Here is a 19,637-nt window from a genome sequence, read left to right on the forward strand (position 1 = left end):
CTGCAATGAGTTTCTCACAAAAATTTAAAAAAATAACCTACGCACTAACATCACGAACCGCTATATTAATTATCGGCTTTTTAGCCTTATCATTATTAATTTGGTTTGGTGGCCCTTTAATCGCAGTGGCAGACTATGTACCGCTTGCAGGTTTAGCATCACGATTATTAACTATTTTATTGGTATTATTAGTTTTTTCAGTGACCAAAATTTATCGTCTTATGCAGCAAAATAAGCGCGATGAAAAAATGGCAGATGAGTTAATTGATAACAATGATGCCAATAGTAGTGAAGTAAACGAAGAAATTACTACTCTTAAAACGAGAATGAATGAAGCTATAGATCTACTAAAAGATGTAAAGCTATTTAAAGGTAAAAATATATACCAGTTACCTTGGTATATTATGATTGGCCCTCCGGGTGCAGGTAAAACAACGGTTATTCATAACTCAGGCCTCGATTATCCATTAAAAGATAAGCTAGGCGTTGACTTAGTTCATGGTGTAGGCGGTACCCGTAATTGTGACTGGTGGTTTACCAATAAAGCGGTATTAATTGATACCGCAGGGCGTTACACAACACAAAGTAGCCACGCAAAACATGACTCAAGAGCATGGGAAGGTTTTTTAGGGTTATTAAGAAAGCATCGCCCGTTACGTCCTATTAATGGCGTGATGATCAGCATGGGTATTTCTGAGCTAATGAGCCAGACCAAAACTGAGCGAAACCTACATGCTCGTGCTATAAAGCAGCGTCTTCAAGAATTACAAAACCAACTAGGGATGACATTTCCTGTTTATGTTATTTTTTCTAAAGTTGATTTAATTGAAGGCTTTAGAGAGTTTTTTGCTGAGCTAACTGAAGAAGAATGTGAGCAGGTTTGGGGAATTACCTTTGAACTTGATTTAGATAAAGATACTCAGGTAGATGCGTTCAATAAAGAGTTCCATGCTTTAATTTCTAAGCTTACAGAGATGTTAAATCGTCGGCTTATCAATGAGCGAAACGAAGCTATTCGTGCCAAGATTTTTGAATTCCCTCGACAGTTACGGGTATTGCAGGGCGTAGGTGATGACTTTTTAAAAGAAATTTTCACCCCCAATGCCTATGAAGAATTACCCATGTTCAGAGGGGTGTACTTAACCAGTGCGACGCAAGAAGGGACACCGTCAAGCTTTTTAAATGATGCGAGCGCAGGGAAAACAGATTACATAAATCAATCTAAAAGTTTCTTTATTAAGAATGTTTTAGAAAGTGTTATTTTTCCTGAGCAAAACTTAGCAAGCACTAACAAACATCATGATAAGCAAAATAAATGGCTTCGCGTTGCAAGTATTTCAGCTGCGTGTGTTGCTTTATTAGGTTTTTCAGTTTCGTGGTACTTTAGTTTTGCATGGAATAGCAACTTAATAGACGCCACCGATGAGGCAATTACTACTTACCAAGAGCTCGATGCCTCTTCGTTTGATAGAAATAATTTATTGGTGTTGAACGACAGACTAAATGCACTGAGAAATCTACCTGCTACTAACCCTGAGCTCATTAACCCTGAGGATGCTTCATCAGTTGGTTTTAATAAGTTAACCGAAATTAAAGAATCTTCTACTAATGCTTACAAGCGTTCTTTACAAACGTATTTAGAGCCATTTGTTGCTAATACTTTAATTAAGGAAATGGAAGCGCATCCAGAACACTTAAGCTATTTATATGAAACGCTAAAGTGTTACTTAATGTTGTTTAAACCTGAATACTTTGAAAGTGAAGATATTGTGGTGTGGTTCAGTGCTTATTTAGACAGAAACTTACCCGGTGATTTGAATATGCAAACGCGTGGTGAGTTAATGAATCATATTTCAGCTTTACTCAATGAGGGAATCACGCAAACCGAAATAGATAACCAAGCTGTGCGAGTTGCACGTGCAGAGTTAACTAAACTACCGATTGCGGAAAGAGCATACCAGCGTCTTCAAGCTGATTTTCTCGATAGTAGTATTCCGCCTTTCAGACTAACCGATATTATTAGCTTTGAAAGTGCACAAAAGTTTACTTTTCGTAATAACGGCGACTTAACGCGAAGCATTCCAGGGTTATACACTTTTAATGGTTTTCATGGCATTTTTAATATTGAAAAAGGAAAAATGCTTGGCAACTTAATGGCTAGTAGCTGGGTTTACGGGCAAGAAGCCTCAGGAACTTACGATATTTCTAAAGCGGAGATAGAGAAGAAACTAGAGCAGCGCTATTTCCAAGATTACATTTATTATTGGCAGTCATTTTTAGATGACTTGAGTCTTAATCAATACAGCTCACCCGCTGAAGGCGTCAATATTACTGATGTATTAGCAGGCTCTGAAGCGCCGATTAAAAATATCATTAATGCGGTGAAAAAGAATGTTCAGCTTACTAAACTACCAGTATCTGAAAATCAAAAAGTAGCCGGTGATGTGGCAGCCAATGCTGCTAAAGTCGCTATGCAAACTAAAGCAAATCGAATTAAGCGCTTTTTACCTGATGAAGCTCCAAAATTTGAAATTGATCTACCAGGTTACCAAGTAGAAGAAGCCTTTGAAGATATTATTGATATTGATGTTCAGCAACTTGATAATATTCAGAAAAATTTAAGAGAGTTAAATATTTATTTAACCAAGCTTGATAGAGGCGATCAGCTTAAGTATTCCATTAAAGATCAAATAAGCGGTAAGAGTAAACCTAGCTTTATTCGCCAATTAGAGTATCAAAGCAGCGACTTACCTTATCCATTTAATAGTTGGTTACTGGATATTAGTAGAGATACTAGCAACATAACCAAAAATAGTGCTAACAGGCATCTAAATGAAATTTGGAAAAGTAAAGTTTTACGCGAGTATAACGCGGCGATTGTGGGCCGTTACCCATTTGCTCCGCAGGCTGAAAAAGAAGTCAGCATTAAAGACTTTACCCGCTTCTTTGGTCCTAATGGCACCATAGACAACTTTTTCAATAGCTACGTAGCCCCGAGTGTGGACATGAGTTCAACCCCTTGGAAGTTTGAAAAAGATATTGGTATTAGCAACAACACGTTAAAAATGTTCGAGCATGCTTACAAAATTCAAACCGCATTTTTTGACCGTGGTAGTAATACTCCAAGAATTGAGTTTGGCTTGCGTACCTTTAAATTAGACAAAACGGTCTCAAGCTTCATGATTGAAATTGATGGCCAATCTATGATTTATCGTCATGGTCCGCTTAAGGTGACCAATTTTGTTTGGCCTGGTGCAAGTGGTCAAAGCAAAACTCGAGTGGTGTTTACTCCACCAAATGGTGGGCGTTCAATTAACACCACCTACCAAGGTGAGTGGTCACTATACAGAATGTTAGATGAACTGAGTGAAAAGCGAAGTAAAACGCGAGAAGACTTAGAGCTGCATTTCTCACTAATGGGTAACAATGCAAAAGTAGAATTATTGCCGAGTTCAATCAGGCATCCTTTTTGGAATAGCAGTGTAGAGAAGTTCTCATGTCCGACCCGATTGTAGATATTGGTTATCTTGGCAAAGTCCCTTGTTTAGGCGACTTTGTTCAAGATAATGTTACTAAAGAGTTTTCAGAGCATTGGGAGCAATGGCTTCAGGCTGCCATTGCTGTAAGTAAAGAACAGCTTGGTGATGTTTGGCAAGAAAACTATTTAACAGGTCCCGTTTGGCATTTTGCCTTAAGCCCAAATATTGTGGGTGATACTGGCGTTATGGGCACGTTATTGCCAAGTATGGATGCTGTGGGGAGGCATTATCCTCTCACGGTAACGCGAACAACACATATTGCTCCTGTCGATGTGCTTCATTCTGGTGTTTTTTCGTTGGAGTACGAAGATGCAGTACTCAAAGTACTTGATGGCTCCGTTGATTTATTTTCTTGGCGCAATGAGTTAGCTAATACTTTGAGCGAAATTACTTCAACTAAAAAGCAAGTTAGTTTTGCAAACTCGCTAGATAAGAATAAACAGGCTACAGCATTGGAGTTTTCTGGTACCGAATTAAGTGATCACATTTTACAAGATGCCATGCATGCCATTTTATATAAAAAGTATGGTGATTACAGTGTTTGGTGGACTCATGGCTCATGCAATATTAAGCCTATGGTGTTGATCACTTCGGCTCTACCGCCTGTAAATCAAGTGGCCGCTATGCTAGATGGACGATGGAAACATTGGGAATGGAATTTTACACAGGTAAAAAATAGTGATTAATAATTTAAGCTCAAGTTATGCCATTACCCACCGAGGTGCTGTTAGGCAACTTAACGAAGACGCGCATGTAGAAATTAACAGCCATAATTTATGGGTAGTAGCTGATGGTATGGGAGGACATGAAGCGGGTGAAGTTGCCAGCCAATTAGTTGTTGATGTTATAAGAACCCATGTTGAAAAGTTTAAACTAGAAGATTTAAACGTCAGTGACATTGTTAAAGCCATTGAAGATGCAAATAAACAATTAACTGAATATAGCGCGCAATACTTAAGCAACAAAACAGCGGGCAGCACGGTGACAGCTTTGTTTGTTAAAAATGAGCGCTATTACATTTTATGGGTTGGCGACAGCAGAGCTTATTTGTTACGCAACAGTAAGTTGACTCAAGTTTCTAGAGATCATAGTCAAGTTAACGACTTAATAGATGAAGGAATGATTTCTGTTGAAGAAGCTAAAAATCATCCACTGTCTAATGTAATTACCCGTGCCGTAGGGGTAATGGATGAAGTAAAAGTTGATGTTGTTGAAGGGGATATAAACACAGGCGATATTTTTTTACTGTGTTCAGATGGTCTTACTGGCGAGTTATCAGATGAAGAAATATGTTTGTCATTAGAACCCTCTAGTATTATTGATTCAGGAATGGCGTTAATGCATTCTTCGTTAGTCAGAGGAGCCAAAGATAACGTGACCTGTATTTTAGTGAAATATGATGATGTGGATGCCAATCAATCGATACAATCTTGCAATTTGCAAGATGAGGCAACGATTCCATTGTTCACTAAGTAGCTGATTAAGCCTGTTTTAGTATAATCAAGAAAAAAAGTTGTAAATAAATCAGGAACAAAAAAACTGTTATTTCAATTATTTATAAAATAACATTAGCCAGCTTATCGGCATAATAGCGTCAAGGCTTGTAATTTAATTTAAAGAATGTAATATAATTTCCGCTTTGCTTCTTAGAGCACATGGATAATATTTAGGACAATGGAATGTTTTTATTTGAAGAGTATATTTCCCCTATTTCAGATGCTGAGTTTGCAGGTATTGATCCGCGCTCAGACGTCTCTCCAACGTCTACTTACTATGCCTTAAAAGATTTAAGAAACCAACTTCGTGCGGCTGAAAGAAATGCCTTAGTCGATGAAGAGGGAATTGCTTCACTTTCGCGAGATTGGCTGCCATTACTTGAACAATGCAGTGAGGCAGTTAAAAGCGAAAGCAAGGATATTGAATACCTTGCATGGCTAATTGAAGGTTTTTGCCGCGTTCACGGGTTTAAAGGAATAGCGTTTGGTTTTCGCGTTGCCAAGTATTTGCTTGAACACCATTTTGAATCCCTTTATCCAACACTTGATGACGGTGATGAAATTTCAGACAAAGTGTCTGCCTTAGTTGGCTTAAATGGTACAGCCGGTGAAGGCACGTTGATCATCCCAATAAAAAGCATTTATATGACAGACAGTGTCAGTATGGATCCTTTTTCTTTTTGGGAGTATCAGCAAGGGTATGATATTTCGCGTTTAAATGATGAAAAGCGCGAAAAGAAAATAGCCCAAGGCGCAGTTGATTTTGAGCAATTAGAAAAAAGTGCCGCTGAGACCAGTACCGAATTTTTTGTGTCTTTAAAAAACGATATTGAAGATGCGATAGAGCAGTTTGCTGCCTTGAGCGAAGTTATGGATGAGGTGACAGGTGAGCCACAACCGACGTCTAACATCAAACAAGCATTAGAAGTGAGCTTAGCGGCGGTAAAACACGTAGCAGCAGATAAGCTTGAAGCAGCGCAAACTGCACTAGATAAAGCTAACGCTGAGCCTGAAGAGGAACTCGTTGAGGATGCGATTCAAGCTGACTCAGAGCAACCTAAAAAGCTTAGCAGTGATGAGATTAATTCAAGAGAAAACGCAATTAAAAAACTTCAAGAAATTGCGACTTTTTTCAGAAAGACTGAACCTCATTCACCGATGTCTTACACGATAGAACAAGTTATTCGATGGAGCGAATTATCGCTACCTGAGTTATTAAATGAGTTAATTACAGATAGTGATGCTAGGACTGGATACTTTAAGTTGTCTGGCATTAAGATCAGCGAAACTGAAACATAGTAAAAGGAGTTCTCAATGAGTATCCATGATAAGTTAAAACGAGTTCGTAAACCTAGAGTACATATCACTTATGATGTGGAAACTGAGGGCGCGGCAGTAAAAAAAGAATTACCCTTTGTAGTGGGTGTAATGGGCGATTTTTCTGGTGATAATACAGAAGCGCTTAAGCCACTAAAAGATAGACGTTTTATTCAAATTGATCGTGATAACTTTAATGATGTTTTAAAGCGTATGAGCCCATCTCTACGTTTAAAAGTAGACAACACATTAACGGATGATGGTTCTCAGTTTGAAGTTAATTTGAACTTCAAATCGATTGACGATTTCGAGCCTGCAGCCGTTGTAAATCAAGTAGAGCCGTTACGAAAATTGATGGAAACGCGTAACAAGCTTCGTGACTTGATGACGAAGATTGACCGCTCAGAAGAACTTGAAAACGTACTAGAAGAAGTATTAAGCAACACAGCAAGCTTAGACTCGATGGCGAAAGAACTTAACTTAGAGGAGACTGATAAATGAGCACTGAACAATTAGCAACAGAATCAGAATCGGTAGCAGAAGTTAGTTCTTCACTTTTAGAGCAAGCAATTGGTGCGACTAAACAAACAGAGTCAAGCCGTGCTGAAGAGTTACTGAAAACGTTAACTGAAGAAGCATTAAAAGGTACAGTTCAATGGAACAAAAACATGACTGTGACGTTTAATGAAGCAATTCAATTAATCGATCAAAAAATCTCAAAGCAGTTAAGTGTCGTAATGCACACGGATGAGTTTCAAAAACTTGAAGGCTCATGGCGCGGATTACATCACTTAGTGATGAATTCTGAAACTAGCTCAACATTAAAAATTCGTGTTTTAAACATGAAAAAGAAAGAGCTGCATAAAGACTTAAGTAAAGCTGTTGAGTTTGATCAAAGCCAAACCTTCAAGAAAATTTACGAGTCAGAATTTGGTACCCCAGGTGGTGAACCGTATGGCACGATTGTAGGTGACTTTGAATTTACGAATCACCCAGAAGATGTTGAAACATTAAGCTTAATGTCTAATGTTGCAGCTGCTGGTTTCTGTCCATTTATTGCCGCATCATCACCGTCGTTATTTGGTTTTGATAATTGGGAAGAATTAACTAAGCCACGTGATTTAGAAAAAGTGTTTGAATCACTAGAATACACTAAATGGCGTTCATTTAGAGACAGCGATGATTCACGCTTTGTATCACTTACTATGCCGCGTTTCCTTTCGCGTTTACCTTATGGTGCAGCGTCAAAACCAGTTGAAGAATTTAACTACGAAGAGTTTGAAGTTGAAGCGAAAGATGGTCGTTCAGTCAGTACTGATAATAGTGATTACTGTTGGAGTAATGCCGCATACGCTATGGCAACAAACATGACCGCTGCTTTCTCTCAATATGGCTTCTGTACTGCTATTCGTGGCGCAGAGGGTGGTGGTAAAGTAGAAGGCTTACCAACGCACATATTTACAAGTGATGATGGCGATCCAGATCTTAAATGTCCAACAGAAATTGGCATTACAGACCGTCGTGAGGCCGAGCTAAGCCAGTTAGGTTTCTTGCCTTTATGTCACTATAAAAACACTGATTATGCTGTTTTCTTTGGTGGCCAAAGCTGTCAAAAACCAAAAATCTACTCAACACCTGATGCAACCGCTAATGCTGCCATTTCAGCACGCTTACCTTACTTAATGGCGACTTCTCGTTTTGCTCATTACCTTAAAGTAATGGCGCGCGATAAAATTGGTAGCTTTATGGAAGCCGAAGACGTTGAATCATGGTTAAACCGTTGGATTCTGTCTTATGTAAATGCGACAGAGGGCGGTGGTCAAGATATTAGAGCACGTTACCCTCTTGCTGATGCGAAAGTATCTGTAAAAGAGATCCCAGGACAACCTGGTGCTTATAACGCTGTTGCTTGGCTTAAACCTTGGTTACAAATGGAAGAGCTTACTTCTTCTTTACGCCTTGTAGCTAAAATCCCAGAGATCGGTTAATAATACCGCTCTCTGCATTAAGGATGATGCAATAGAATGAATCACGAAGAGTTTTCATTTATCAATCAAGACTTCACTTTTCAACAAAAGTCGCAGTCTCGAATAAGTGATAATGACGCTTTACTCGATAGGTTTTTGAACGAAAAAAACCTAGATAAAGCGTTATTATTATGGCTTGAAGGCTCTTCTGATTCTCCACTTTCTTGGAATAAGGAGTCATTGAGTCCTTATTTACAGCGTGTGATCATTGAACTCGATCAACTGATTTCTGCACAACTCAATCATATAATTCATGCAAAAAGCTTTCAAAATTTAGAAGCTAGTTGGCGAAATCTATGGTGGCTATTATTACAAACAGAGCAACAAGACAAAGAAAAAAAAGTAAAAGTTAAATTGCTTAATTGTGACTGGCCAACGCTCTCAAAAGACGTAAATAAAGCGATAGATTTTGATCAAAGTACGTTTTTTCAATTACTCTATCAAAACGAATTTGACAGTGCCGGCGGCGAGCCCTTTGGTATTGTGATTGGTGATTATGAAATTAGTAATGGTTGCTCAGCGGGCACTATTTACAACGATATAGATACGATTAAAGAAGTGTCAAGAACGGCTGCCGCCGCATTTTCTCCTTTTATATGTTCGGCATCGGCTAACTTATTTGGCGCTGATAGCTTTTCCGACTTAGGTTATTACTCTGATTTATTTAATCATTTTGAGCAGCCTGAATATATAAAATGGCAAAGCTTTAGAAAAATGGAAGAAGCTAGATTCATGGGTTTTACACTCCCTCATGTGCTAGTTAGGCCGCCTTATGCTAATGACGGTAAGCGCCATCAAGAATTCTATTTCAAAGAACAAATTATTAATCCAGAAACCGATATGCTGTGGGGAAATGCAGCCTATCAATTTGTATCAACAATAATCAGAGCTTACTGCGATAGCGGCTGGTTTGGGCATATACGTGGTATAGAGCCAGGGAAAGTGTCAAAAGGCTTAGTCACAGGGCTAGCTCGCGATAGCTTTGCAAACGATACTTATCAAAAAGAAGCCAAGCCGCCACTGGATTTGTTAGTAACCAGTAAGTTTGAAAAGCAATTTTCTGAACTCGGTTTTATCCCTGCCTCTTCGGTTACAAATACCGAACATATTGTTTTTTACAGTAATGCGTCGGTTCAAAAGACAAAAAATTACGACTCAAGCGCTGCTAATATCAATGCGCGCTTATCGTCTATGTTGCAATACATTTTATGTGTATCGCGCTTTGCGCACTATTTAAAATTATTGGCCCGAGATCGTGTTGGTTCTTATAGCACAGCACAGGCCTGTGAAAGAGATTTACAAGCGTGGATCAATAATTACACAACCGCGTCAGACTCTGCGTCTGAGCACATTAGAAGTAAATACCCACTCAGTAATGCAAAAATAAAAGTAAGTGAAAACAAGGCTAATCCGGGTCATTACTTTTCGGTTTTGCAGTTACAGCCCCATTTTCAGTTAGACCAAATGGTCTCGAGTATTAAGTTAATAACAGAGCTCAGTCCTCATCATAAAATAAAGGAATAGTAATGAAAAAAATACATAGTTTAATTCGCGAGGGAAAACTTGCTGATGCTTTATTATGTTGCGCTACAGAGTTGCAAGATGAGCCTTTAAATTTTGATATTAGAAGTCTTTATTCTGAATTACTTTGCATTAACGGTGAACTTGAAAAAGCAGATAAACAGCTAGATTTTATGGTGCAAAAGAACCCTGAATTTGCTGTAGGTGCGGTTAATCTTAGGCATTTAATTCGCGCACAACAATCGCGTGTAGATTTTTATCAAGGTAAGGGCATTCCTAAACTCTTTCATGAAGCTAATGAGCTAGACACCTTGTTCTTAAAAATGCACGTAGCCTTACTTGAAGGCGAAACATCTGAAGCGGCAACGCTTGCAAAACAAATGGAAGCACTTCGTCTTGAAAGCGTTGATGATGAGCATTCAGCAATTAGAGATTTAGATGATAGCTTAAGCCCATATTTAGAAGTGCTAGGCACGAATGGCGAGTTTTACCTTGCAAACTTTAATGAAATTGAAACATTAAAAGTAGAACCTGTAGCGTCTTTATTAGAGAGCATTTGGTTACGCGTTGAGATCACTATCAAAGACGGTCCTTCAGGCACGGCACATTTACCGCTGGTTTATGCAAACTCAAATACTGAGCTGGAAAAGTTAGGTCAGGTTTCTGATTGGGATGAGCTACAAGATGAGTTTATTGTAGGTAAAGGAATGAAAATGTTATTTGTCAACGATGAGGCAATCACCATTCCCAGTCTAAAAATCAACGCCGTTGAAACAGCAGAGTAAGCGCAATAAACGATTATGATTGAACATAAGCAGCAACTCCAAGCATCTATTTTAGATAGGCTCATTGACGATGAGCCTGACTTTCAAGATGCGCCTTCTCGTACTGAGGGGATCAGCATTAGTGAGCTGAGAAAAAATGTGCGTAGAGACATAGAAGCGCTGCTAAATGCTCGAATTCAGTGGCATACCTGGCCATCACAATATGCTGAGTTGTCGACTTCGTGTTTATCATATGGTTTGCCTGATTTTTCGAGTATGTCTGTAAGCTCACACGAAGGGCGTGCACTTTTATGCGAAACCGTAAGAAATACAATTTTAAAATTTGAACCACGGTTTATTGAAGTAGAAGTGTTTACCGATGATGAAGTACCCGTGAACAGAGTATTAAACCTAAGGATCAACGCCTTGTTGTATGCCGATCCAGAACCTGAATTTATTAGCTTTGATTCTGAAGTTGAGCCAGTTAATTTAGGTATGAAGATTATTGAGGCCTCTTTATGAACGATGAGTTATTGAAGTACTACAATCGCGAACTAGCGTTTGTTCGCCACATGGGTAAAGACTTTTCTGAAAAGTACCCTAAAGTTGCCGGGCGATTAAAGTTAAGTGATGACCATATTGAAGACCCTCATGTATCTAGATTAATTGAATCGTTCGCATTTTTAACTGCTAATATTAGGCAAAAACTCGATGACAGCTTTCCTGAGCTAACTGATGCTCTATTGGGACAGATGCTGCCAGACTACCAAGCGCCTATCCCTTCTATGTCGGTGGTAAAATTAGAGGCTGAAAATCTGTCCACCACGGGTGTGGTCATTCCAAGAGGCAGTGAAGTAGAAACCAATGTTGAGTCGATGAAGCAATGTAAGTTTCAAACCTGTTACGAAACTTATTTATGGCCTGTTGAAATTACAAGTGCCCAATTTGATAATAGTCCGTTTGTTGCCCCTAAGCCTCGTTGGCATGAAAAAGCTAAGTCAATTTTCAAACTTGAGCTAACCGGTGAATATCCGGGTGTATCATTAGCTGAAACCGGGCTGGAAAAATTACGATTATTTATAAATGGCCAATGGCATCATACGCTTAAAGTGTATGAACTATTATTTAAACACGCTATTGGTATTGCTTTTGATAATGGTGAAGAGGGTATAAAGTACCTTTCTAAAAACCAGTTAAAAGCCGTAGGCTTTGATGCAAATGAAGCGGTGGTGCCCTATTCGCAGCGATCAAGTGCTGGTTATCGGTTACTGGTAGAAAATTTTACCTTTCCGGAAAAGTTTCGTTTTGTTGAACTTGAAAATATTCGTTCATCACTGCCTAAAAAGTCTAACAAATGCAGTGTGTATATTTATCTTGATTCAGAGTCAACCGAGCTTGAAAAGCAAGTGGACAAAAATATGTTTTTAATGGGATGTACGCCCATTATCAATATGTTTGAGCAAGAACTAGAACCTATTCGCCCTGAACTGAGCGAATACGAATACCAATTAACGCCGCGTTATATGGACTCTGAGATTTCAGAAGTAATTGGTATTTCAGAAGTAATTGCCTTTGATCATAAGGGAAATAAACAAATAGTTTGTCCGTTTTATGGACAAACTCATCCACGATACCAAGGCCATGATGATTTGTTTTGGCATATCCGCAGAGAAACTGCCTCATGGGCAGGGGGTTATGTTGAGTCAGGTACGGAATCGTTTCTATCATTGGTAGATGCACGATTTGAAAATAGCGCTATGGATTATGCTGAAGGGAACACGGTCCTAACCGTACGTGCTAATTGCAGTAATCGAAACCTCCCTGCAAGCATGCCTTTTGGAGACGATGAGCTAGGCTTATTGATGCCAGAACGCGGTGATGTAATTAAAAAAATTAGGTGTTTAATTCCATTTACTCATGCAGTTAGACCGATATTAGCCGATGCAACTCGTTGGCAATTAGTTAATCATTTAACGCTCGACGCGTTTAGTGGAGATGATGCATGTAATAAGCTTAAAGAAGTGCTACGCCTTTATGACTTTAGAGCTTCACCGCAAACAAAAGGCCTTATCGATAATATTTACCGCGTGATTGTAGAACCCGCAACGGCGCGTGTTGTGCAAAAAGGGCGAGTAAGCTTTGCAACGGGAAGTGAAATTGAAATTACCTTCGCCAATGATGATTTTTCGGGAAGTGGCATGTTTTTCTTTGCCTCTATTCTTGATCATTTCTTTGCACAATTTGCGGCAATCAATAGTTTTACGCGTGTTAGTTTAAGGCTCAAAGAACAAGAGCAAGTGTATTATCAATGGCCTGCTCGAGTTGGGGAAAGCCCGTTAATATGATCCAGCATATTATTTCTCAAGCGTCACAAGTTGATTTTTATAAAGCTGTTTTCATTATTGAAAACCAGCTGAAAAAGCATGGCTTAGAGTATCGCTATGTAGGGTATGACAGTAGCCCAAAGCAAGAGTTAATTAAATTTACCGCAACACAAAAATTTGGTTACCCAGGTAACGCTATCACAAAATTAGAGCAAGCTAGCTTTGAAGATGGGTTGCATAAAGTCAACATGCAGATCTCTTTTATGGGATTAACGGGTTGCTCGGGTGCTTTACCCCAATTTTACAGCGAGCTGGTGATGCAGCGTCTTCGCTATAAAGATACCACCATGCGTGACTTTTACGATATGTTTAATCATCGTTTGGTGTCTTTATATTATCGAGCGTGGAAAAAATATAAGCCGTCTTTAAATCATGTGAACAAAGATAAAAACAAAGACCCATATACACAAATATTGGGACTTTTAAGTGGCGGCTATAATGATCATCAGTTGCACTTTTCAGGCCTTTATAGCCGAAAAATTCGCAACGCTTTTGATTTAAAAAGTGTATTGAGCTCTTACCTTGGTTGTGATGTTGTCATCAAACAAATGATAGGAAAGTGGCATGATTTGAAGCCACAAGAACAAACTTGTTTAGCAAGTGAGCGCCTATATGAGGGACAACATGCTCGCTTAGGCGTTGATACCGTAATAGGTAAAAAGATATGGGATATTTCTTCTAATATTGAGATCCATATCAGCACTACTGATATTGATAAAGCAAAATCCTTGTTACCGAAAGGCAAGTTATTTGAGTTAGCTACAAAGATTGTAAAAGATTATGCGGGCAATGCGATTTCATTTCGACTTGTTATTGAGTCAGATTTTCAACAACTTGATGCGGTGCAGCTGTCAAAAAGTGAATGCCAACTAGGCGCAAATAGCTTTTTAATGGCGAGTAAAAACACCCCTAAATTTAACCCTACTAAGTTATCGTTTAAAGGATAATTAAAATTAAAAGGAACAGTGTATGTCAACGATGACATTAAACAAATTAGTTGAGAAACTAAGCCCAGATTGTAGAAAGAGCTTAGAAGCAGCGGTCGCAATTTGTAATAGCCGCAGCCATTTTACGGTTGAATTAGAGCATTGGCTGTTAGCTATGATTGAGCAGCAACTAGACGATGTTAGACTCATATTCGGTGCTTTCGATATTGATATTGATCAGGTAAAGCAAGATTTAAATCAATCATTAGAGTCATTTAAAACGGGCAGTGATTCGTCGCCTAGTCTATCGGTACATGTTACTACTTTACTTAGACAATCATGGTTAAGCACCAGTATAGAATTTACTGATGAGCAAATTCGCAGTGCTTACGTTATTTATACGCTTACAAAAGACGATACCTTGTCTAGTTTAGTAACGCGTTGTAGCAAGCTTTTCAATAATATAGAACCTGGACAACTACTACATGCATGGCCTGAAATTGTTGCCCAATCGCAAGAACGTAATACCACCACTGCAAGTGCTACAACACCTGCAAATGGTTCATCTAAAACACCAAGCTTAGATCAATTTACCGTCGATTTAACCGCTCAAGCAAAAGCAGGAAAAATAGACCCAATTTTAGGTCGTGATTTCGAAATACGTCAGATGGTAGATATTTTAACTAGACGTCGTCAAAACAATCCAATATTAACGGGTGAAGCGGGTGTAGGTAAAACCGCTGTGGTTGAAGGACTTGCCCTAAGAATCGCTCAAAAAGATGTACCTGCAGTATTACAAAACGTTAAGTTGCACAGCCTAGATTTGGCTTTGCTGCAAGCGGGTGCGGGCATGAAAGGTGAATTTGAAAATCGTTTAAAGTCGCTAATTAATGAAGTTAAAAACGCTGTTGACCCTGTGATTCTTTTCATAGATGAAGCTCACACTATGATTGGTAGTGGCGGACAAGCGGGTCAAAATGATGCTGCTAACTTACTTAAGCCTGCTCTAGCAAGAGGGGAGTTACGTACTATTGCAGCAACAACGTGGGCTGAATATAAAAAGTTTTTTGAAAAGGATGCTGCACTAACACGTCGTTTCCAAGTGGTAAAGGTTGAAGAGCCAACGCCAGAAAAAGCGGTTGCTATGCTACGTGGTTTAGTTCCTGTTATGGAAAAGCATCATAAAGTGTTTATTTCAGAGCAAGCACTTGAAAGTGCGGTGCATCTATCGCACAGATACATTACTGCCAGGCAACTTCCCGATAAAGCAGTTGCATTGTTAGATACGGCCTGTGCTCGTGTTGCTATGAGCCAAGCATCGACACCTAATGCGATTGAGCAGTTAATGAATAGACTTAGTGAAATTGAAGCGCAAGTTTTAATGTTAAATCGTGAGCAAAAAACCGGTTTAGATCACAGCGAACAATTATCAGCACTTAAATCTGAACTAGTTGAGATTGAACAGCAACTTGAACCATTAAATGAGCAGTTCAACGTTGAAAAAGGCATCGTTGCAGAATTAAACCAAGCGCTTGAATCGATTAACACCAACGATGCAGACTCTTCTGCTGAAGTACTTGAGCAGTTAAAAGAAAGCAAGCTTAAGCTTGCCTCGTACGAACATAATATGGTGCATTGGCAAGTTGATGAAGAGTTGATTGCACAGGTTATTTCTGATTGGACTGGTATTCCTGTTGGTAAAATGCATGAAGATGAAATTCATGGCATTTTAAATTTAGCTGCGCAAATGAAACAACGTGTAGTTGGTCAAGATCATGCGCTTGAACTCATGGCTAAAGTAGTACAAACCTCCCGTGCTCAGCTTGCAGATGAAAGTCGCCCTAATGGTATATTTATGCTGGCAGGCCCAAGCGGAGTGGGTAAAACAGAGACCGCACTTTCACTAGCACAAGAAGTGTATGGCAGTGAAGATAACGTAACGGTTATCAACATGTCTGAGTTTAAAGAAGAGCATAAAGTGTCATTACTACTTGGCTCACCTCCAGGTTATGTTGGTTATGGCGAAGGCGGTATTTTAACCGAAGCAGTAAGAAGAAAACCATACAGTGTAGTGCTACTTGATGAAATGGAAAAAGCGCATCCTGGCGTGCAAGATATTTTCTATCAAGTATTCGATAAAGGTACGATTAAGGACGGTGAAGGTCGCGATATCGACTTTAAAAATACCATCATTATTATGACCTCAAATGTGGGTACTGATACCACAATGAGCTTATTTGAAGATGAAGAAAGTAAGCCAAGTATTAAAGGCTTATTAAAAGCATTACAAGATGATTTATTAGGGGCATTTAAGCCTGCATTTTTAGGACGAATTAACGTTATTCCATATATTCCGTTAAGTGATGAAATTCTGATCCAAATTGCAGCGTTGCAAATTAGTAAAATAATAAAGCGTGTTAAAAAGCACTATGATGCGCAATTAACGTATAACGATGATGTGATTGAGCACATTATTGCAAATTGTCAAAATGCCGGATCGGGTGCACGAAATATTCACACGATATTACAGAATAAAGTACTACCTCTATTGTCTGAGATCTTGCTTTCGAGCATGGTTGAAGGTGAAAAAGTAACATCTATCTCATTGTTAATTAAAGATAATGAGTTTGATATTGAGTTAACTAAAGTTAATTCAAAATAACTTGTTTTTAAGGTTGTTTCTTTAGTTTTAGGGCATTATAATTCGTGTGTCTTATATAGAAACAAGGAATTTTTGAGACATTGTCTTCATCTAGGGAAAGGAATTCTGAAGACCTTTTCATTGCTGTTTTAAAGATAATGATTTCAAGGAATTTTGGGTAACCAAAGTAAACGAATCCACATAATGGATAATATTGTTTAATAAAAAGGAGCATTATCAAATGCAAGCAAATACATATTTAAAATACGGTTCAATCAAAGGCGAAACTACTGCTGAGTCTTTCAAAGATTTAATTACAGTTTTATCTTTAGATTGGAACGTTAGCCGTGAAATTAGCGCAGCGACTGGTACGGCGATGGATCGTGAATCTAGCTCTACTCGTTTAGGCGATGTGACTATTACTAAACTTCAAGATAAAGCATCTCCGGATCTTTTCAAAGAAGCAACTATTGGTAAAGGTCTACCTGCTGTTTTCCATATCACTAAACAAGGTGATAAAGTTGAAGAAATCATGAAAATCGAACTTACAGATGCCATGATCTCTAGCTACTCAGTATCAGTTCAAAACGACCGTCCAATTGAAACAATCACTATCAGCTACACTGAAATGATGATGACTGTTACACCAACTGACGACCAAAACAACATCACTGCACCACTTGTATATGGTTACAGCGGTGTTAAAGGTCAACAAATGTAATATTTGTTACCCGATTGTAGCTCTGGGCTTTGCCCAGGGCTTTTTTTGATCTTCAGGATGGGAAAAGCAAGGAATGCAAAAAGCAACACAAGATAAAAACGTAATTCAAATTAGTACTCCTGTTGGTAAAGACGCCCTTTATTTAACACGCTTCGTTGCGCAAGAAGCCATGTCAGATTTGTTTGTTATGTCGGTCAATATGTACACCATAGGCCAACAAATTGCACATGAAGATCTGGTTGGCAAGCCTGTTTCTATCAAGGTAAAAAATGCCGAGGGTGGCGGAGAGCGTTATTATCACGGTATCGTGAGTCAGCTTGTTTCTAACGGAAGCCGTACGGCGGATGTTGATGAGCAAAAAAATTACATTGATTATCAAGCTACCATTGTGCCTTTTGCCGCTTCTATGCGTAATCGTAAAAACAGTCGCATTTTCCAAAAGAAAACAATTAAAGATATATTTGCTGATTTGTTTGGCCAACACAATGTGGCTTTTTCAGATAAAACCAGTAAAACCTACCCCAAATACGAATACTGTGTGCAATACCAAGAGTCAGATTTTGACTTTATCCAACGCTTATTACAAAGCGAGGGGATTTTTTACTTCTTTGAGCATACAAAAAGTAACCATACATTAGTTTTAGCAGATGATATTACCGCATATGAAATGTGTGGTGAGGCTAAAGTTGTTCATTCAACTGGCCATTTAAGTGAGTCTCATGTTTCGCGTTGGCAGGGCGGATTAAGCTTAGCGCCAGGTAGTTTCAAACGTTTGGGCTACGATTTTAAACAGCCATCACGTTACCCTGATGCAGAGCAAGCAAACGCAGAATTACCGACCCAATCGGTATCAGAAATTTTTGAATATACAGCTGAAGCAGAGTGTCATCCCCGCGCGGCTAATTTGGCATCAGTTCAACTAGAGTCACTGCAAAGAGACATGAAGCTCTCGAGCGGGCGCAGTGACTGCCGCTCATTCTCTGTTGGTAAACTGTTTAGTTTCAAAAAACATGAAGACCCACGCCTTGAAGGTAAAACCTTTGCTATCACCTCGATGATGACGTCGATTGTGGTACCAAATCAATCAGGCGCTGCACAAGCATCGAGTGAAGAAGTGTATTCTAACCACTTTGAATGTGTGCCAAAAGACATTCCATACAGAGCGCAAGTGAGCAAAAAGAAACCGGTTATCAACGGCGTACAAACAGCCATAGTAACGGGTGATAGCGCCGATGAAATTATGATTGACCAATATGGCCGCGTTAAGGTGCAATTTGATTGGGATCGTGAAGGTAAAAAAGACTCTAAAAGTTCATGCTGGATCCGAGTTGCACAAAACTGGGCTGGCAAAAAGTGGGGCGCCTTTTTCTTTCCCCGCGTAGGTCAAGAAGTTCTGGTTGATTTTATTAATGGCGACCCAGATCAACCTATAATAAGCGGTGCTGTTTATAACGCAGACCTAATGCCTCCGTACGCATTACCTGGTGAAAAAACGCAAAGTGGTATTAAGACTCGCTCAACTAAAGAAGGTGGAGCAGATAACTTTAATGAGCTGCGCTTTGAGGATAAAAAAGGCAGCGAGCTTGTGTATATGCAAGCCGAAAAAGATAAACAGCTTTACGTTAAAAACGATCAAAACGAAAAAATAGATAACGACCGTAATGTTGAAATTCTTAATAACGATAATCTCAAAGTCACAGCTAACCGTGTTGCTGAAATGGGTGAAAATGACACCTTAAAAGTCGGTAAAACGCTTAATATTGAAGCGGGTGACGAAATAGTGATTAAAACAGGCTCGGCGCAAATTAAAATGAGCAGTAGTGGCAATATTACTATTGAAGGTACAAACATTGATATTAAAGGCAGTAATGTAAAAGTAGATGGCAGTGCCATTACCTTATCTGCTGGTGTAATTAAGTTAAATTAATGATGGAAATAGTCAATAACTTTCAATCAGGATTTAGAAACGGCATTGCAAATAACGGGCACGTTGTTTACTGCCGTTATGGTTTACCTCATTTAGTGTGTTTACCGATAAACAGGCCAGATGATCCATTACTAAGCCCGGCTTTAAGTCATTTAAAAGCCATGAATGGCTATTATGCACAGCAGTTTTTTATTCATTTAAGTGATGCACTTAATAGTGAAAATGTAATTTCAAACTTATATCAATATGCAACTCAAAGCGCTGTGGCACTTTCTGATCACAGTAAAGATGAGTTAATTGAAGAAATTTCGCTACTGGTAACCAGTAACAAGCTATTAGTTATCCCGCTTTATGAATAGCATTTCATAAACAAA

General features: G+C 38.9%; 15 protein-coding genes. All 15 read left to right on the forward strand.

Features of this window, described 5'->3' with window-relative positions:
• Positions 1–5: 5 nt before the first annotated feature.
• Positions 6–3,515: a type VI secretion system membrane subunit TssM gene (gene tssM, locus KK487_RS17610; protein WP_215522166.1), complete on the forward strand. Its 3,510-nt coding sequence runs from the start codon at positions 6–8 to the stop codon at positions 3,513–3,515.
• The gene (gene tagF, locus KK487_RS17615) at positions 3,497–4,225 is read left to right on the forward strand and encodes a type VI secretion system-associated protein TagF (protein WP_215522167.1); all 729 of its coding nucleotides are present in this window, start codon (positions 3,497–3,499) and stop codon (positions 4,223–4,225) included. The genes tssM and tagF overlap by 19 nt, the downstream gene beginning before the upstream one ends.
• Positions 4,218–5,015 carry a PP2C family protein-serine/threonine phosphatase gene (locus tag KK487_RS17620; protein WP_033102984.1) on the forward strand — a complete coding sequence of 266 codons (798 nt, stop codon included), beginning with the start codon at positions 4,218–4,220 and terminating at the stop codon, positions 5,013–5,015. Before tagF ends, KK487_RS17620 begins: the two co-directional genes overlap by 8 nt.
• Positions 5,016–5,218: 203 nt before the next feature.
• Entirely contained in the window at positions 5,219–6,334 is a 1,116-nt protein-coding gene (tssA, locus tag KK487_RS17625; RefSeq protein ID WP_215522168.1) for a type VI secretion system protein TssA, read from the forward strand.
• 15 nt (positions 6,335–6,349) lie between these two features.
• Positions 6,350–6,853 (forward strand): type VI secretion system contractile sheath small subunit, encoded by a 504-nt coding sequence (gene tssB / locus KK487_RS17630; protein WP_010389380.1) that lies wholly within the window; start codon positions 6,350–6,352, stop codon positions 6,851–6,853.
• Positions 6,850–8,340, forward strand: a complete 1,491-nt coding sequence (gene tssC / locus KK487_RS17635; protein WP_013462966.1) for a type VI secretion system contractile sheath large subunit — start codon at positions 6,850–6,852, stop codon at positions 8,338–8,340. The genes tssB and tssC (KK487_RS17635) overlap by 4 nt, the downstream gene beginning before the upstream one ends.
• 36 nt (positions 8,341–8,376) lie before the next feature.
• On the forward strand, positions 8,377–9,903 hold the full coding sequence (gene tssC / locus KK487_RS17640) for a type VI secretion system contractile sheath large subunit (RefSeq protein WP_028834236.1): 1,527 nt from the start codon (positions 8,377–8,379) through the stop codon (positions 9,901–9,903).
• Positions 9,904–9,905: 2 nt separating this feature from the next.
• Positions 9,906–10,685 (forward strand): type VI secretion system accessory protein TagJ, encoded by a 780-nt coding sequence (locus KK487_RS17645; RefSeq protein ID WP_024602744.1) that lies wholly within the window; start codon positions 9,906–9,908, stop codon positions 10,683–10,685.
• A gap of 15 nt (positions 10,686–10,700) precedes the next feature.
• Complete coding sequence (gene tssE / locus KK487_RS17650; protein ID WP_013462969.1) at positions 10,701–11,186, forward strand: type VI secretion system baseplate subunit TssE; 486 nt, start codon at positions 10,701–10,703, stop codon at positions 11,184–11,186.
• A complete protein-coding gene (gene tssF, locus KK487_RS17655; protein ID WP_013462970.1) occupies positions 11,183–13,009 on the forward strand; it encodes a type VI secretion system baseplate subunit TssF in 1,827 nt (608 codons plus the stop codon). The genes tssE and tssF overlap by 4 nt, the downstream gene beginning before the upstream one ends.
• A complete protein-coding gene (gene tssG, locus KK487_RS17660) occupies positions 13,006–13,995 on the forward strand; it encodes a type VI secretion system baseplate subunit TssG (protein WP_215522169.1) in 990 nt (329 codons plus the stop codon). Before tssF ends, tssG begins: the two co-directional genes overlap by 4 nt.
• A 22-nt stretch (positions 13,996–14,017) precedes the next feature.
• Entirely contained in the window at positions 14,018–16,636 is a 2,619-nt protein-coding gene (tssH, locus tag KK487_RS17665) for a type VI secretion system ATPase TssH (protein WP_215522170.1), read from the forward strand.
• 220 nt (positions 16,637–16,856) lie between these two features.
• Positions 16,857–17,336, forward strand: coding sequence for an Hcp family type VI secretion system effector (locus KK487_RS17670; RefSeq protein WP_013462973.1), 480 nt, complete (start codon positions 16,857–16,859; stop codon positions 17,334–17,336).
• Between the two features lie 73 nt (positions 17,337–17,409).
• Complete coding sequence (tssI, locus tag KK487_RS17675) at positions 17,410–19,263, forward strand: type VI secretion system tip protein TssI/VgrG (protein WP_024602740.1); 1,854 nt, start codon at positions 17,410–17,412, stop codon at positions 19,261–19,263.
• Positions 19,263–19,622, forward strand: coding sequence for a hypothetical protein (locus tag KK487_RS17680; RefSeq protein ID WP_016900103.1), 360 nt, complete (start codon positions 19,263–19,265; stop codon positions 19,620–19,622). Before tssI ends, KK487_RS17680 begins: the two co-directional genes overlap by 1 nt.
• The last annotated feature ends 15 nt before the right edge of the window (positions 19,623–19,637 follow it).

The sequence above is a fragment of the Pseudoalteromonas sp. SiA1 genome (assembly GCF_018732205.1).
Classification (GTDB): Bacteria; Pseudomonadota; Gammaproteobacteria; order Enterobacterales; family Alteromonadaceae; genus Pseudoalteromonas; species Pseudoalteromonas tetraodonis.

What these genes read in the sequence shown, in the direction of transcription:
- tssM (WP_215522166.1), top strand. Translation starts at nt 6, where the DNA reads ATGAGTTTCTCACAAAAATTTAAAAAAATAACCTACGCACTAACATCA.
- tssH (WP_215522170.1), top strand. Translation starts at nt 14,018, where the DNA reads ATGTCAACGATGACATTAAACAAATTAGTTGAGAAACTAAGCCCAGAT.
- tssC (WP_013462966.1), top strand. Translation starts at nt 6,850, where the DNA reads ATGAGCACTGAACAATTAGCAACAGAATCAGAATCGGTAGCAGAAGTT.
- tssE (WP_013462969.1), top strand. Translation starts at nt 10,701, where the DNA reads ATGATTGAACATAAGCAGCAACTCCAAGCATCTATTTTAGATAGGCTC.
- KK487_RS17645 (WP_024602744.1), top strand. Translation starts at nt 9,906, where the DNA reads ATGAAAAAAATACATAGTTTAATTCGCGAGGGAAAACTTGCTGATGCT.
- tssI (WP_024602740.1), top strand. Translation starts at nt 17,410, where the DNA reads ATGCAAAAAGCAACACAAGATAAAAACGTAATTCAAATTAGTACTCCT.
- tssB (WP_010389380.1), top strand. Translation starts at nt 6,350, where the DNA reads ATGAGTATCCATGATAAGTTAAAACGAGTTCGTAAACCTAGAGTACAT.
- KK487_RS17670 (WP_013462973.1), top strand. Translation starts at nt 16,857, where the DNA reads ATGCAAGCAAATACATATTTAAAATACGGTTCAATCAAAGGCGAAACT.
- tssG (WP_215522169.1), top strand. Translation starts at nt 13,006, where the DNA reads ATGATCCAGCATATTATTTCTCAAGCGTCACAAGTTGATTTTTATAAA.
- tssC (WP_028834236.1), top strand. Translation starts at nt 8,377, where the DNA reads ATGAATCACGAAGAGTTTTCATTTATCAATCAAGACTTCACTTTTCAA.
- tssF (WP_013462970.1), top strand. Translation starts at nt 11,183, where the DNA reads ATGAACGATGAGTTATTGAAGTACTACAATCGCGAACTAGCGTTTGTT.
- tagF (WP_215522167.1), top strand. Translation starts at nt 3,497, where the DNA reads ATGTCCGACCCGATTGTAGATATTGGTTATCTTGGCAAAGTCCCTTGT.
- KK487_RS17680 (WP_016900103.1), top strand. Translation starts at nt 19,263, where the DNA reads ATGATGGAAATAGTCAATAACTTTCAATCAGGATTTAGAAACGGCATT.
- tssA (WP_215522168.1), top strand. Translation starts at nt 5,219, where the DNA reads ATGTTTTTATTTGAAGAGTATATTTCCCCTATTTCAGATGCTGAGTTT.